At 62.7% G+C, this 15,284-nt stretch carries 15 protein-coding genes and 1 other RNA gene; 9 read left to right on the plus strand and 7 right to left on the minus strand.

Annotated features, from left to right (window positions below):
* Positions 1-308: 308 nt before the first annotated feature.
* The 4 genes from EKH80_RS06130 to smpB all read right to left on the minus strand — a co-directional run bounded on the left by EKH80_RS06130 (position 309) and on the right by smpB (position 3,299).
* Complete coding sequence (locus tag EKH80_RS06130) at positions 309-827, minus strand: GNAT family N-acetyltransferase (RefSeq protein ID WP_126683834.1); 519 nt, start codon at positions 825-827, stop codon at positions 309-311.
* Between the two features lie 340 nt (positions 828-1,167).
* Positions 1,168-1,905, minus strand: coding sequence for a YkgJ family cysteine cluster protein (locus EKH80_RS06135; protein WP_158628767.1), 738 nt, complete (start codon positions 1,903-1,905; stop codon positions 1,168-1,170).
* 259 nt (positions 1,906-2,164) lie between these two features.
* Positions 2,165-2,516, minus strand: a transfer-messenger RNA (tmRNA) gene (ssrA, locus tag EKH80_RS06140).
* 288 nt (positions 2,517-2,804) lie between these two features.
* On the minus strand, positions 2,805-3,299 hold the full coding sequence (gene smpB / locus EKH80_RS06145; RefSeq protein WP_126683836.1) for an SsrA-binding protein SmpB: 495 nt from the start codon (positions 3,297-3,299) through the stop codon (positions 2,805-2,807).
* Positions 3,300-3,373: 74 nt separating this feature from the next.
* On the opposite strand from smpB, the gene EKH80_RS06150 reads away from it, so the two are divergent.
* On the plus strand, positions 3,374-3,805 hold the full coding sequence (locus EKH80_RS06150; protein WP_126683837.1) for a type II toxin-antitoxin system RatA family toxin: 432 nt from the start codon (positions 3,374-3,376) through the stop codon (positions 3,803-3,805).
* Positions 3,798-4,073 (plus strand): RnfH family protein, encoded by a 276-nt coding sequence (locus EKH80_RS06155; protein ID WP_126683838.1) that lies wholly within the window; start codon positions 3,798-3,800, stop codon positions 4,071-4,073. The genes EKH80_RS06150 and EKH80_RS06155 overlap by 8 nt, the downstream gene beginning before the upstream one ends.
* Positions 4,074-4,089: 16 nt before the next feature.
* On the opposite strand, the gene EKH80_RS06160 is transcribed toward EKH80_RS06155, so the two are convergent.
* Positions 4,090-4,551, minus strand: a complete 462-nt coding sequence (locus EKH80_RS06160; protein WP_126683839.1) for an outer membrane protein assembly factor BamE — start codon at positions 4,549-4,551, stop codon at positions 4,090-4,092.
* A 75-nt stretch (positions 4,552-4,626) separates the two neighbouring features.
* Between EKH80_RS06160 and fur the strand changes: the two genes are divergently transcribed.
* On the plus strand, positions 4,627-5,043 hold the full coding sequence (gene fur / locus EKH80_RS06165) for a ferric iron uptake transcriptional regulator (protein ID WP_126683840.1): 417 nt from the start codon (positions 4,627-4,629) through the stop codon (positions 5,041-5,043).
* A 349-nt stretch (positions 5,044-5,392) separates the two neighbouring features.
* Here the strand turns inward: fur and EKH80_RS06170 are convergent, their stop codons facing one another.
* Positions 5,393-6,976: an MASE1 domain-containing sensor histidine kinase gene (locus EKH80_RS06170; RefSeq protein WP_126683841.1), complete on the minus strand. Its 1,584-nt coding sequence runs from the start codon at positions 6,974-6,976 to the stop codon at positions 5,393-5,395.
* A gap of 77 nt (positions 6,977-7,053) precedes the next feature.
* Between EKH80_RS06170 and EKH80_RS06175 the strand changes: the two genes are divergently transcribed.
* Complete coding sequence (locus EKH80_RS06175) at positions 7,054-7,689, plus strand: response regulator (protein ID WP_126683842.1); 636 nt, start codon at positions 7,054-7,056, stop codon at positions 7,687-7,689.
* 82 nt (positions 7,690-7,771) lie between these two features.
* On the opposite strand, the gene recN is transcribed toward EKH80_RS06175, so the two are convergent.
* Positions 7,772-9,442: a DNA repair protein RecN gene (gene recN, locus EKH80_RS06180; RefSeq protein ID WP_126683843.1), complete on the minus strand. Its 1,671-nt coding sequence runs from the start codon at positions 9,440-9,442 to the stop codon at positions 7,772-7,774.
* A 185-nt stretch (positions 9,443-9,627) separates the two neighbouring features.
* On the opposite strand from recN, the gene hrcA reads away from it, so the two are divergent.
* From hrcA to dnaJ, 5 genes are all read left to right on the plus strand, one after another.
* On the plus strand, positions 9,628-10,683 hold the full coding sequence (hrcA, locus tag EKH80_RS06185) for a heat-inducible transcriptional repressor HrcA (RefSeq protein ID WP_126683844.1): 1,056 nt from the start codon (positions 9,628-9,630) through the stop codon (positions 10,681-10,683).
* 81 nt (positions 10,684-10,764) lie between these two features.
* The gene (grpE, locus tag EKH80_RS06190; protein WP_126683845.1) at positions 10,765-11,301 is read left to right on the plus strand and encodes a nucleotide exchange factor GrpE; all 537 of its coding nucleotides are present in this window, start codon (positions 10,765-10,767) and stop codon (positions 11,299-11,301) included.
* Between the two features lie 122 nt (positions 11,302-11,423).
* A complete protein-coding gene (gene dnaK / locus EKH80_RS06195; protein ID WP_126683846.1) occupies positions 11,424-13,370 on the plus strand; it encodes a molecular chaperone DnaK in 1,947 nt (648 codons plus the stop codon).
* An 82-nt stretch (positions 13,371-13,452) separates the two neighbouring features.
* The gene (locus tag EKH80_RS06200; RefSeq protein WP_126683847.1) at positions 13,453-14,031 is read left to right on the plus strand and encodes a TMEM175 family protein; all 579 of its coding nucleotides are present in this window, start codon (positions 13,453-13,455) and stop codon (positions 14,029-14,031) included.
* Entirely contained in the window at positions 14,028-15,146 is a 1,119-nt protein-coding gene (gene dnaJ / locus EKH80_RS06205) for a molecular chaperone DnaJ (RefSeq protein ID WP_126683848.1), read from the plus strand. Before EKH80_RS06200 ends, dnaJ begins: the two co-directional genes overlap by 4 nt.
* Positions 15,147-15,284: the final 138 nt, after the last annotated feature.

A 15,284-nucleotide genomic window follows, 5' to 3' on the forward strand; every position in this document is an offset into this window, starting at 1 on the left:
GATACACACGAGTGCCCTCATACCCATGTGTCCGCCGGGAGAACATGCGGTGCTGGTGAACGTAAATGGTCATCTCGTATTCGAATGCGTACCCTACTAATTTGAAAGGGTGACCCTGCGGCAAACAAAAAGCCCGGCGATCACTCGCCGGGTCTTTTTTTCGATGTAGATGGCGGGAGTCGAACCCGCGGCCGAAGGCGCTTGACGCCCCAGTCGTTCTTCTAAAAGAGGGTTCCGCCGAAGCCGGGCTCTCGGTGTAACGAATGCTTCTGCGCCACCGTACCCATTCGCGAGATGCCAGCCAAGCTTCAAAAACCCATGTCCGGAATGGTCGCCGTGGCGAAGGGTGCGATCACCGTCCAGCCTAGGTTCGAATACAGACTGCGGCCGTCTTCCGTTGCAACCAGGAGCTGCGGGCCGGTGAAGGATTTTCTCGCGGAGCCAAGGGCACTCATCACGGCGATGCCCAGTCCCTTTCGCCGGTGGTCCGATGCGGTTTCGATGCGGTCGTAAATGAAGGCATCGGCAGTCTCCGCCGCACAACCGTTGGCAGCCAGGTCTCCGTTTGGCGCGATAACGTGAACTCGGGTAACCGGCCCGATTTGATGAAGCTCCAGCCTGTATCCCTCGGGCAAAGGCCTTGTATCGCCGGTGGTCGCAGTAGCCCTCATGAAGTAATTCGCCGCCTGAATTTCCCAGCAGGCGGGTAGTGCGCTTTGCAGTTCATCGTTGGTGCCGCACAGCTTCAGATAATGTCGTGGCGCCGTAATCTCACCTGCGATGTCGTGCAAACCTGCACACAGCTCAGGAAAGACCCAGCGCTTCACTTCCTTCTCCGAATGGGTGTCCACCCTGAAGCCCCCGCGGTCTTGAACAGGGGGAGGGGAGTTGCGTGCCATCGAATGCGCTGCTTGCCATGCGAAGACAAGTTTTGGATCAACATGAGAACTGGCCACGGTTAGGTCCATGTAGTGTTTAGCTTGGCGGTGTTACGCATTCTCTGGCGGCCTCTCGCGATGACTATGCGTATCCGTGAGTCTGCAGATCCTTGGTGGAGTGGTTGTTGCATCTGGATCGCAGTGTTTCCTTGGTTTCTCACTAAAGCACGAGCTGATCTCATAGTCTGAGGCTATAAGACGTCTCAGACTACGGATTGTTAGTGGGTCTCTATGCGTCGTCTTCGGCTGGAATCTCGCCAGATGCCCATGCTGCAAGCCCCTCATCGTCATGCAGAACGCTCGCAAGGAACGTGTTCATTTCAAGAAAGTGCGGCGTTCCACCCGGCTGCACCATGTGATGGAACGATTTGCGGACCAGATCGTCGAACGGATATGTGAACACCACTTCCTCGCCGGCATTCCGGCCCAGCCGGACACGATCCTCGCAGGCAGTTATCGAGCATGAGCGATACGTGCGGCAGTTGATGGGGCGCGCTGCGTAGAGGGTGCACAGGCCCTGTTCGTCCAACAGACCACATCGCGAACCAGGTCCCGATTTTCCGAGTGAAGGAAGTCGGTGGGCGATCTGTGCTTTTTCAGGCTCCGTCAGTCCGAGCAGTTCTCTCGCAATAACGGCAGCTTCCTGCACGCTAAGAACAATACGCATATGCGTACAACACATGGCGCATCCGCCATTGTCCGGGCATGCCGGCTTGGGATAACGATGGCTGTTCAGTTCGTCCTTGACGGTGGTGTCGGCAAGGTTTAGCAGGGCATGGATCTGCACGGGAAGATCATTGTTGGATCCGCTGTCTTCACCTGAGTCAACGACGAGGCGTGCGATGATCCTGTGCGCTCGTTCCTCAAGCAGCGGCCGGTATCGACGCATGCCTTCTTCGGATGCGCATCGCTCCTCAAGGACGGCATTGACGATTTTTGCTGCGAGTTCATCCGGCAGTTCTTTCATAGGCGATGGACGGCCGATATTTATCTTTTCCATTCTTACACTTGTAGCAGGTTATGGAAAATCGACATTCCTTCCGTGCCATGGCAGGGACGTTTTATTGCTATGGCTGCCGAAAGCCACCCGTGGACAGAGATAGTTAGACCGCGGTTCTTTTTTAACTACCTGCGTCCCGTTTTTCGCGGGCTCGCGTGGCGTGTGTTACTCATCGACCTCAGTAACAAAAGCGCCCGGCGATTGCTCGCCGGGCGTTTTGCTTTGATGGTGGAGGTGGCGGGAGTCGAACCCGCGTCCGAAGGCGCTTGACGCCCGGTACTACATGCTTAGCTCACTGTTGGATCTCGTCCCGCGACAGCACAGAGTGCGAAGCGCATCGAAGGACCAGCCCGCTTGATTTAACCCTGGCCGGCCGGCGGCAGCTTTGGGCGATCCCGTGATAATGACCCTACATCCACGAGCACAGGCACAGGTGGGTTCGGGGCTAGGCCTTAAGCGGCCAGAGCGTAGTTGTCGTCGTTGGCAACTATAAGTTTGCGGCTGGATTAACGAGGAAAGCTGCCCCCTCGGCATGCACCAAGCTATCTCACTACCCCCGTCGAAGCCAGAACACCCCCGGGGAAAAAGATCGCGTTAGCGATTGAAGTATATATGGTGACGGTGGTGTGCGGTATCAAGTTCGCCGAAGGGGAAAGGGGGGCTCGCGAGAAAGGCGGGCATCCACGTTCTTCTTGGCCTCAGAGCAAAATGGATTCCCGCTTTCGCGGGAATGACGGCCTTGAGGTGCAACGGCGGCCATGAGGTGGGATGACGCCACGAACCGTGAGGCGCAACGAGACCATGAGGTGCAACGCGACATACGCCATAAACTACATACCCCACGCAAGGCAGTGGGCAGGGGTGGATTAGGCCGTGCGATTGTGCGAACGCATGGTGCGCTGTTTTTCACGTTGCCAGTCGCGCTCCTTGTCGCTGTTGCGCTTGTCGTGCTCCTGCTTGCCGCGCGCCAGGCCGATTTCCACCTTGACCTTGTTGCCTTTCCAGTACATGGCGATGGGCACCAGGGTGTAGCCCTTGCGTTCCACCGCGCCGATCAGCTGGTCGATCTCCTGGCGATGCAGCAGCAGCTTGCGCGTGCGGCGGTCCACCGGCACCACGTGGGTGGAGGCGCTGATCAGGGGCGGGATGGAAGTGCCCACCAGGAAGATCTCGTTCTTGAGCACCACCGCATAGCCGTCGCCGAAGTTGATGCGGCCGGCACGCAGGGCCTTCAGCTCCCAGCCTTGCAGGGCGATGCCCGCCTCGAAGCGCTGGTCGATGTGGTATTCGTGCCGGGCGCGCTTGTTGAGCGCGATGGTGCCCCCGGTTTCTTTCTTTTCCTTGTCCTTTGCTTTTGCCATGTCCGTTAAACTTTGGGCCTGTCGCCGCGGGCAGACTGTCTGCCTGGGGCTGTAATTCTTCTGATGGGGCCGATGTGATCCAAATCCGCCGCAATGCCTTGGTGAAATATTCGCCGACGCAGATGTTCGACCTGGTCAACGAGGTCGAAGCATACCCAAAGCGCTTCGCCTGGTGTGGCAACGCCGAGGTGATCGAGCGCGGGGACAACATGCTGGTGGCTCGGCTGGATCTCAAGTTCGCCGGTTTCCATCACAGCTTCACCACCCGCAACATCATCGACCGCCCGCGGCGCCTGCAGGTTAGCCTGGTCAACGGGCCGTTCCGCAGCCTGGAGGGCTTCTGGGACTTCATCCCGCTTGGCACGGACGGCTGCAAGGTCGCGCTGGAGCTGGATTTCGACTACGCCGGCCGACTGGGCGGCACCGCCCTGAAGCTGGGTTTCCAGGGCCTGGCCAACCGCATGGTGGACGATTTCTGCCGCGAGGCGGACAAGGTCTATGGCTGAGCGCATCACGGTGGAGGTGGTTTGCGCCATGCCGGAACGCCAACTGCTGCGCCGGGTGAGTCTGCCGGCCGGGAGTTCCGTGCTGCAGGCGGTGCAGCAATCGGGGATCCTGGATGAGCTGCGCGAGCGGGTGTTCGATCCTGAGCGCTTGGGGCTTTTTTCCCGCCGTGTGGCGGCCGACGAGACCTTACAGGATGGCGACCGGGTGGAAATCTACCGGCCGCTTACGCTCGATCCGAAAGATGCGCGGCGCCGCCGCGCCAGGTAGAGCTGGCTGCTTGCGATCAGTTCGGATCGCCGCTGCTGTCGTCCCCGCTCTTCTCGCCGCCCGCATTGGGGCTCTTGTCGCCGGAAGTGTCGTTGACGTCGTACTTGGTCTTGTACTTGTTGCTCTGCTGCACCAGCTTCTGCGCATCCTGGAAATACAGGTTGCCGTCGGTGCGCACCAGCACGTCGTTGTTGAAGTAAAGGCTCATGTTGTTGACCTTCATCTTCTCGCCACGGTGCGAATAGGTGGACACGTAATCCCAGCGATTCTGGTTGAACGGCGTGGAGACGGAAGGGGTGCCCAGCAGCACCAGCACTTGGCGCTTGGTCAGACCCGGCTTGAGCTGGTCGGAAAGGTTCTTGTCGATGGTTTTATCGAACAGATTGCCCTGGGCGACGTCGGGGGTGTACACGAGATGGCAACCGGCGAGCGAAAGCGCCAGCGTGGCATAGCCCAGTGTGCGAATCAGCTTTTGCATTCGTAGTGCGTCCGGATCGTGAAGGTGTCGATGATACACTAATGGCTTGATTCCACCGTGTATCGGGAGCTTGCCATGGAGCAGGAAACTCAAGAACTCCGTAAGGCCGGGCTGAAGGTTACCCACCCCCGGATGCGCATACTCCAGATCTTCGAGGAAGACGGCGTCCGGCATCTGACGGCCGAGGACGTCTACAAGAAGCTGCTTGGGCACCAGGAAGACATCGGCCTGGCCACGGTGTACCGGGTGCTGACCCAGTTCGAGGCCGCCGGCATCCTCAGCAAGCACAATTTCGAGGGCGGGCAGGCGGTGTACGAACTGGATCGCGGCCAGCACCACGACCACATGATCGACGTTGACAGCGGAAAGGTGATCGAGTTCGTCAGCGAAGAGATCGAACGCCTGCAGCGCGAGATAGCGGCCAAGCACGGCTATGAGATCCAGGACCATAGCCTGGTGCTGTATGTGAAGCCGATGAACAGGAAGAAGTAGGGAGCCAGGTCAGAAGCTCGCCGGATCAGCTCCCTTCCCGACGTAGAGCCGTATTCGCTTGAGTCATTGATTTCGCTTTGAAAAAGCGACGGGCAGAAAAAAAGCCGCGGGAGGACTCCTGTCCACCCTGCGGCTTACCGTTGTCTCTTGACTGCGATGTATCGGAATTGCTCGCGATACGTGCATATGTCCAGACTCCGGCGGAGTGGCATCCTGCCACTCTTCGAGTCCGCCGTCCCCACGGCTGACTCGCGCTCACCGTCTCGCGACGGCGGCTCCCCCACATCGATGGAGTGATCCTAACGAAGCCTTTACGCAGCCGGTATTGGAAAATTTCCTAGTTGTAGTGTCACAAGTCACTGGTTTCAGGGCGGGATATGCTGCTTCGCAGCAAAACCCGCATGTGAACGCCCTGGCCGTCAGGCCTGAGGCGGAACAGCCCGCCCAATGAAGTGACACGGTCGCGCATGCCCTGCAGGCCCCGCCCGCCGCGCGGCACGCGGTGCGGCAGGCCGACGCCATTGTCCCGGATGTCCAGCAAGGCCAGGGCCGCGCCCGCCCGCTCGCCAATGCGCAGGCGCAAGCGGAATACCGAAGCCTGGGAATGTTTTACGGCGTTGGTGGCGCTTTCCTGGGCCAGCCGGTAGATCGCGGTGCGGATGTCGTCCTCCAGCAGGCGAGGGTCGCCGTGCAACTCGGTGTGGTAGATCATGCCGGCGGTGGCCAGCAGGTCGCGGATCGGGCCCTCGTCCAGCGCGCGCATCAGGCCGAATTCGTCGAGCACTGCCGGGCGCAGGTCGTCCATAACGCGGTGCAGGGCACGGCGCATGTGGGCCAGGATGTCGTTGATCGAAGTGCCGATGTCGCCCATGCCGGCCTGTTTCAGGCGGGTCTGGGCCAGCTTCACGTGGGTCTGGATGGCGGTGAGGTTCTGGCCCAGTTCGTCGTGCAGTTCGGCGGCCATGTGGCGGCGCTGGTTTTCTTCTGCCTGCATATTGCCGCGCGCGGCGTCGCGCAGCTGGCGTGCCAGGTGATCCAGGCGCCGGTTCACCGCGGCGAGGTACACGTTCTGCTCTGCCATGCGTGCGCTGCTGCGGCGTAGCGCATCGGTGGCCGAGCCCAGCATCAGTGCGCCGGTACCGGCCACGGCGAGGAACATGTGCGAGGAGGCAGTCGGTATGACGTGGGTGAATACGCGGTCGACCACGGCCATGCCGAGGCTCGACACCAGCATGGACAGGCTGGCCCCGCGCCAGCCATGCCGGAAAGCGAAGAACAGCACCGGCGCCAGCGACAGGATGCGTGCGAATTCGCGTTGCGGGGCCGCCTGTTCGGTGAGGATCAGCAGGATCACCAGGGCCGGCAGCATCACCAGCAAGCCATCCATCAGCAGTTCGGAGATCTCCTGTTTCGACGGACGTATGCGCCACAGCATGATCAGCGGCGGCACGATCAGCAGCAGGCCGACGTAATTGCCGAGCACCTCATTGCCGAAGCCTTCCAGCAAACCGTTCGAGGGCAGCTCGTTGAGCAAGGCCATCATCAGGGCGTCGGTAGCCGTGGCCACCGCTCCGATGAAGCCACCGGCCAGCAGCAGGCGCGAGACTTCTTCCGGATCGCGCATGCTCGGCCGCAGGTTCGCGCGACGCAGCAGCCCCAGGCACAAGGCCACCGTCAGCGGCTGCGGCAGATCCCAAAAGACGAAGCTGTGCCAGTCGGAGCCGTACCAGTACTCGATCGATGCGGCGACCGCCAGCTCGGCACTGATCAACCAGCTCCAGTAGCGCAGCGGCGACAGCAGCAATACGCCGAAGCGCAGGCCGAATTGCAGGGTCCAGTCCGGTTGCGTGGTAGGCCAGAGCAGGGCCCAAAGCAGGCCGTAGCCGAGGCCGACGACGGGGCCGGAGGTAAGCAGGGAGAGTTTTAGACGCATGTGCGGATGTTAGCGGGCGGTGGCCGTTTCGTGACGCGAGCCCGATGTAGGCTGACAGATTTGCTACAGTGCCTCCCATGCACAGCATTGTCCTGGTCGATGATCACGCCATAGTCCGCGAGGGGTTCAAACGGCTCATTGAAATGGAGCCGGACCTCGAGGTGGTGGCCGAGTGCCGCAACGCCGACGACGCGGTGGAGGCGATCGGCCAGTTCCGCCCGGACCTGGTGGCCCTGGATCTGTCCTTGCCGGACGGCAGCGGGCTGCCTTTGATCGAACACCTGCGCAGCGTCGCCACGCATACGCGCATCGTGGTGCTGAGCATGCACGATGGCGAACCCTACGTATCGGAAGCGTTGCGGCGCGGAGCCAGCGGCTACGTCACCAAGGGCGTCGCTCCGGAGGAACTGGTGGCCGGCCTGCGGGCGGTGATGCGTGGCGAGCAATTCCTCAGTTCCGATTTGCGGCAGCGGCGCAAGGACCGGCCGAACGACACGCTTGATCCGATCGATCGGCTTACCGCGCGCGAACACGAGGTGTTCCTGTTGCTGGCGGCGGGACGTGCCCCAAAGCAGGTGGCGGCGGAGCTGGGGATCGGGCAGAAGACGGTGTACATCCACCGCGCCAGCCTGATGGGCAAGCTGGGGGCGGGGTCGGAACTGGATCTTTATCGCATCGCCAGCGAGCGGGGGCTGCTGCCTATCCGCACGTAGCACGTAGGCTGGGATAACAATCCCGGCATCGCTGGTGTCGCATGCATGGCAATGCTGGGATTGTCATCCCAGCCTACGCTTCCTAAGCCTGTGCCTGCTCCAGCATCTTCTTTGCATGCGCCCGTGTTTCGCGCGTGATTTCCACGCCGCCCAGCATGCGCGCCAGTTCATCGCGCCGGCCCTCGGCATTCAATGCCTCGATGCGTGTCTGCGTGGAATTGCCTGCGGCATGTTTGCTTACGCGCAAATGCGCGTGGCCTTGCGCGGCCACCTGCGGCAAATGCGTCACGCACAACACCTGGCAGCGCGAGCCCAGTGCACGCAGTTTCTGGCCGACCACTTCGGCCACCGCGCCACCGATGCCGGTGTCGACTTCGTCGAAAACCATGCAGCCAATGGTGTCCTTGCCCAGGGTTGCCACCTCGATACCCAGGCTGATGCGGGCGAGTTCGCCGCCCGAGGCGACCTTGCGCAGCGGACGCGGTGGCTGGCCGGGATTGGCGCTCACCAACAGTTCGCAGCGCTCGCGGCCTTGCGGGTCGGGATCGCTGTTTTCGGCAGTTTCCAGGGCCACCTGCAGCACACCGCCGGCCATGCCCAGCTCGGCCATCAGGCTGCTGACTTCCTTGCCCAAGCGCTTGGCGGCGGTTTGCCGCGCCTTGCCCAGGGCTTCGGCGGCCTTGTCGTAGTCGCGTTGCAGCTGGGCACGCTGTGTTTCCAGCCGTTCCAGCGCTTCGCCGGCGTTTTCCAGTTCGCTCAGTTCGGCCTGCAGGGCGATGCGCCGGGGATCGAGTTCGGCGACCGGCAGGCGATGTTTGCGCGAGAGTTCATGCAGCCGCATGAGATGGGTATCCACTTCGGCGTAGCGTTCGGGATCGAGGTCTACGTCCTGCGCGTAGCGGCCCAGGCTGTCGACCGCTTCATTGAGCTGGATCTGTGCGCTGTCGAGCAGGTCGAGCATCGGTGCGAGGCGATCGTCCAGCGCGGCGAGGCGGCTGAGTTCGGCATGTGCGCGGCCCAACGACGAACGCAGGGCGAATTCACCCTCGCCATCGAGCAGGTCGACGACGCCGGTGACGCCTTCGGTGAGCTTGCTGGCATTGGCCAGCCGCTTGTGGCTGCTTTCCAGTTCGGCCAGCTCGGCGGCGGGCAACGCCCACTTTTCCAGTTCGGAAAGCTCGTGCCGCAGCAAGCCCAGGCGATGCTCGCGGTCGTCGCCGCCGGCCAGTTTGCGGATGCGTACGCCGAGTTCGCGCCACTGCTGGGCCAACTCACGCACCTGTGCCACACGCGTTTCGTTTTCGGCGTAGGCGTCCAGCAGGTTCAGCTGATGTGCGCGATCCAGCAGCGCCTGGTGTTCGTGCTGGCCATGGATTTCCACCAGCAAGGCGGCCAGTTCACCGATCTGGCTGAGGGTGGCGGGGCGGCCGTTGATCCAGGCGCGTGAGCTGCCCTCGGTGCGGATCACGCGGCGCAGCTGGCAGGCGCCGTCTTCGTCCAGTTCTTCGCGCTGCAGCCAGTCGCGCGCTTCGGGCAGCTTGGCCAGGTCGAATTCCGCGGCGAGTTCCGCGCGATCGCTGCCTGCACGCACGATGCCGCTGTCGGCACGGGCGCCGGCCAGCAGCATCAGGGCATCGACCAGCAGCGACTTGCCTGCGCCGGTTTCGCCGCTGACGACGGTCAGGCCGGGACCGAACGCGATATCGGCTTCTTCGACGACGGCGAGATGGCGGACGTAAAGGGAAGTGAGCATGGAGTGAGGATGGCAGTGGTCGGGCGAATTGTAAGTGGGAACGGGTTACAGGGAATGGGGAAGGCCAGGTGCGCCGCGAACTCGACGTTCCCCGGTCCGTGGCCCCGTTTCCCACCTTGCAGGCTTCCTTGCTTTCTTCCCCGCCAAACCTTATTTCTTAGCCGTCTCACGGATTGCCACAGCGCATGTCTCGTCACCCTGGCCAAGAACTCGATGCCCGCGCTCGGCGTTTGCTGCGCACGTTGATCGCGCAGTACCTGATCGACGGCGAGCCGGTGGGCTCGCGCTCGCTGTCGCGTTCTTCGGGGCTGGACGTGAGCCCGGCCACCATTCGCAACGTCATGGCCGACCTGGAAGAGGCCGGCCTGGTCGCCTCGCCGCATACCTCGGCCGGGCGGATTCCTACCCCGCGCGGGCTGCGCCTGTTCGTCGATAGCCTGATCGAACTGCAGCCGCTGGCGCGTGACGAGATGGTGCGGTTGCAGCGCGAGTTGCCGCCGGGTCCAGCCACGGTGCGCGATCTGGCCGGCAATGCCTCGGCCCTGCTGTCGGCCATGACCCATTTCGCGGGCGTGGTGATGGTGCCGCGCCAGACCGACTTCCCGCTGCGCCATATCGATTTCGTGGCGCTGCCCGAGGCACGCGTGCTGGTGATCCTGGTGTTTTCCGACAACCAGGTGCAGAACCGCGTGATCCAGCTGACCAAGCCCTTGGAGGGGCGGGTGCTGGAGCAGGCGGCCAATTACATCAACGAGCATTTTGCCGGCTTGCGCGTGGACGACATCCGCGCGCACCTGCTGCGCGAATTGCGCGAGGCCAGCAGCGAATTGCATCAGTTGCTGGCTCAGACGGTAGATCTGGCGGCGGCCTCGTTCGCGCCGCAGGACGAGGATGTGCTGGTCAGCGGGCAGACCAACCTGATGGCCTATTCGGAACTGGGCAACGTGGAGCGCCTGCGCGAGTTGTTCGAGGCGTTCCAGAAAAAGAACGAGCTGCTGCAGCTGATGGAAACCTGCGCCAAGGCGCCCGGCGTGCGCCTGTTCATCGGCGAGGAATCGGGTTTCGCCCCGCTGGACGGCTGCAGCGTGGTCACTGCCAGCTACGGGGCGCAAGGCAGGCTGCTGGGCGCGGTGGGCGTGATCGGACCGACGCGCATGGCTTACGATCGCGTGATCCCGGTGGTGCAGGCCACCGCCCGGCTGCTCAGCGACGCCTTGAATCGCGCCGCTACGACCTTATAACGGCAGGTTGGGAGGCGGGTCCACCCGCGTATTTTGATGGTCGGCAGTCTTGCCGGCCCAGGACGATGTTTGGAGTCATTCATGCACAATAGCGATTCGCAATCGCCCAACGAGGCGCCTGAAACGGGCGCGCAGAACGCCGCGCCGAGCGATGAGCTCGAAGCGCTCAAGGCCAAACTGGCCGAGCTGGAAGCCGGCAACAAGGATTTGCGCGAAACCGTATTGCGCGAAAAGGCCGAGCTGGAAAACCAGCGCCGCCGGCTGCATCGCGACCTGGAGCAGGCGCGCCGTTTCGCCAACGAAAAGCTGCTCAACGACCTGCTGCCGGTCTACGACAGCCTGGAACGTGGCCTGGCCGTGGAAGGTGGCGACGTTGCCGCGATTCGCGAGGGGTTGAACCTCACCCTGAAAGAGCTGTTGCGCATTGCCGGCAATAACGGCCTGGTGCAGGTCGACCCGCTCGACCAGCCGCTGGATCCGGAGCGCCATCACGCGGTAAGCATGGTCGAAGCGCCCGGCAAGGCGCCCGGCACCGTCGTGGCGGTATTGCAGAAAGGCTACGTGCTGAATGATCGATTGTTGCGCCCGGCCCTGGTATCGGTGGCCAAGGACGACTAAACGGCAGCCGTAATTCCAGAACTGCGGGGTTCACTTGGTATTGAACGTGATTCGCCAGAACCCCATCTGACAACCATTCGCGGCTGAGGGGCCGCATTCAAGTTTTCCGGAGCACACACATCATGGGCAAGATCATCGGCATTGACCTGGGCACGACCAACTCCTGCGTCGCCATCATGGATGGCAGCAGCACCCGGGTGATCGAGAACTCGGAGGGCGATCGCACCACGCCGTCCATCGTCGCATTCACCAAGGACAGCGAGGTCCTGGTCGGTGCCCCCGCCAAGCGCCAGGGCGTCACCAATCCCAAGAACACCTTCTACGCGGTGAAGCGCCTGATCGGCCGCAAGTTCACCGACGCAGAAGTGCAGAAGGACATCCACATCGTGCCGTACGGCATTGTCGCGCACGAAAACGGCGACGCCTGGGTGCAGACTTCCGACGGCAAGAAGATGGCGCCGCCGGAAGTTTCCGCGAAGGTGCTGATGAAGATGAAGAAGACCGCCGAGGACTACCTCGGTGAACCGGTCACCGAAGCGGTGATCACGGTGCCGGCCTACTTCAACGACAGCCAGCGCCAGGCGACCAAGGACGCCGGCCGCATCGCGGGCCTGGACGTGAAGCGCATCATCAACGAGCCGACCGCCGCGGCGCTGGCCTATGGCCTGGACAAGAAGGGCGCCGACCGCAAGATCGCGGTGTATGACCTCGGCGGCGGCACCTTCGACGTGTCGATCATCGAGATCGCCGAAGTCGATGGCGAAAAGCAGTTCGAAGTGCTGGCCACCAACGGCGACACGTTCCTGGGCGGTGAAGACTTCGACAAGCGCGTCATCGATTACCTGATCGAGGAATTCAAGAAGGACCAGGGCATCGACCTGAGCAAGGATCCGCTGGCACTGCAGCGCCTGAAGGATGCGGCCGAGCGCGCGAAGATCGAGCTGTCGTCCTCGCACCAGACCGAAGTGAACCTGCCCTACGTGACGGCGGATGCGTCCGGTCCGAAGCATCTGAACATCAAGCTCACCCGCGCCAAGCTCGAAGCGCTGGTGGAAGACCTGGTCAAGCGCACCATCGAGCCGTGCCGCACCGCGCTCAACGACGCCGGCCTGCGCGTCTCCGACGTCAGCGAAGTGATCCTGGTCGGCGGCCAGACCCGCATGCCGAAGGTGCAGGAAGCGGTGAAGGATTTCTTCGGCAAGGAACCGCGCAAGGACGTCAATCCGGACGAAGCCGTCGCCGTGGGCGCGGCCATCCAGGGCGGCGTGCTGGGCGGTTCCGTGAAGGACGTGCTGCTGCTGGACGTCACCCCGCTGTCGCTGGGTATCGAAACCATGGGCGGCGTAATGACCAAGCTGATCGAGAAGAACACCACGGTACCGACCAAGGCCTCGCAGGTGTTCTCCACCGCCGAGGACAACCAGACCGCGGTGACCGTGCACGTGCTGCAGGGCGAACGCGACCGCGCCAGTGCGAACAAGTCGCTGGGCAAGTTCGACCTGGCCGGCATCGACTCGGCGCCGCGCGGCATGCCGCAGATCGAGGTGACCTTCGACATCGACGCCAACGGCATCCTGCACGTCTCGGCCAAGGACAAGAAGACCGGCAAGGAACAGCGCATCGAGATCAAGGCCGGTTCCGGCCTGTCCGATGAGGAAATCCAGCGCATGGTGGCCGATGCTGAAACGCACCGCGAAGAGGACAAGAAGTTCCAGGAGCTGGTGAGCACGCGCAATAAGGCCGACCAGCTGGTGCACGCCACGCGCAGCGCGCTGAAGGAGCACGGCGGCAAGGTGCCGGGCGCCCAGCTCAGCGAAATCGAAGGTGCGCTGTCGGATCTGGAGAAGGTGAAGGACGGTGAGGACAAAGCCGCCATCGAAGCCAAGATCCAGAAGCTGGAGCAGGTGGCGCAGTCGCTGTACGCCGCGGCGCAGGGCGGTCATGCCGATCCTGGCGCGGGTGCGGGTGCCGGCGCGCAGCATGGTCCGGGCCCCGGTGGTTCGGCCCAGCCGGACGACGTGGTCGACGCCGAGTTCACCGAGGTGAAGAACGACCGCAAGTCGTCGTAAAGTAACACCAGGAAGACGAGCGCCAGGCCCTGGCGCTCGTTTTTTTGGAGCCTGTCAGACCAGGCTCTGGGAAGGGGAGTCGATGGATAAGGGACGGCTCGAAGCCTTCAGCGATGGCGTGCTCGCCATCATCCTCACCATCATGGTGCTGGAACTGAAAGTGCCGCACGGCGACAGCTGGCAGGTATTGCTGCCGCAGTGGCCGGTGTTCGTGAGCTACGTGTTGAGCTTCATCTACGTAGGCATCTACTGGAACAACCACCATCACTTCCTGCATGCTGCCGAGAAGATCAACGGCAGGGTGCTCTGGGCCAACCTGCATCTGCTGTTCTGGCTGTCGCTGATGCCGGTGACCACCGGGTGGATGGGCGAGAATCACTTCGCTCAGTTGCCCGTGGCGGTCTATGGTTTTGTGCTGCTGATGTGCGCGATCGTCTGGCAGCCGTTCCAGCGCTGCCTGATCAAGGCCAACGGCGGCGATTCCTCGCTGCTGGCGCAGGCGGTGGGCGGTGACTGGAAAGGCCGGGTCGCCGTCGCCATGTATTTGTGCGGCATCCTGTTGGCGTTCGTGGCGCCGTGGGTGTCGTGTGTTCTTTACGCCACGGTGGCAGCGATCTGGTTCATTCCCGATCGGCGCATCGAATCGCGGATCATGAAATGAGCAAGCGTGACTACTATGAAATCCTGGGTGTCGACCGCACGGTGGACGAGGCGGACCTAAAAAAGGCGTTCCGCCGCCTGGCGATGAAATACCATCCGGACCGTTCCCCGGACGATCCGCATGCGCAGGAAAAATTCAAGGAGGCCAAGGAGGCCTACGAAGTCCTGGCCGACGCACAGAAGCGCTCCATGTACGACCAGTACGGCCACGCCGCCTTCGAGGGCGGCATGGGCGGCCGCGGTGGCGCCAGTGGTTTCGGCGACATGGGCGACATCTTCGGGGATATCTTCGGGGACATCTTCGGCGGCGGCCGCTCGTCGCGCGCGCGGCGCGGTGCCGACCTGCGCTACATGATGGAGCTGGACCTGGAAGAGGCCGTGTTCGGTGTCGAGAAGAAGTTCGACATCCCCACCCAGGTCAATTGCCATCACTGCAACGGTTCCGGCTCGGAAGACGGCAAGACGGTGACCTGCCGCACCTGCCACGGCCATGGCCGCGTGCGCATGCAGAACGGCATTTTCTCGATCCAGCAGACCTGCCCGCATTGCGCCGGCAGCGGCCGCGCGATCGAAAAGCCGTGCAAGCAGTGCCATGGCGAAGGGCGTCTGGAAGAAACGCGCACCTTGTCGGTGCGTATCCCGGCCGGCGTCGACAACGGCGATCGCATTCGCCTGACCGGGCAGGGCGAAGCCGGTCCGGCCGGTTCCGAAGCCGGCGATCTGTACGTGGAAGTGCGCGTGCGCGAACACGCGATCTTCCAGCGCGAAGGCAGCAACCTTTTTTGCGAGGTGCCGATCCGCATCTCGCAGGCGGCCTTGGGCTCCCAGTTGCAGGTGCCCACCCTGGATGGCGAAGTCGCCATGACCATTCCGCCGGAAACGCAGACGGGTCAGCAATTCGTGTTGCGCGGTCGTGGCGTGAAGTCGGTCCGCGGCGGTCGCACCGGCGACCTGGTCTGCCGTGTCGTGGTGGAGACGCCGGTGCGCCTCACCCGCGAGCAGCGCGAATTGCTGGAGAAGCTGGAATCGACGTTTGCCGATGACGACGAGCATTCGCCGCGCGCCAAGGGCTGGATGGATGGAGTGAAGCAGTTCTGGTCGCGCGTGACCTCTTGAGTTTCACGCTCGCCCAAAACGACTCCCTCCCCTACGTGTAGTACTTGATTAGCGTCGAGTCTCAGTAGGGTTTCGAAGATCCCGCTCCGGCAAGGGGCGGGATCGGAGTAAGCCGGCAGCCAGGTCTGCGAGCATCGC

This window comes from Dyella choica, from assembly GCF_003977665.1.
In the GTDB taxonomy this organism is placed as follows: domain Bacteria; phylum Pseudomonadota; class Gammaproteobacteria; order Xanthomonadales; family Rhodanobacteraceae; genus Dyella_B; species Dyella_B choica.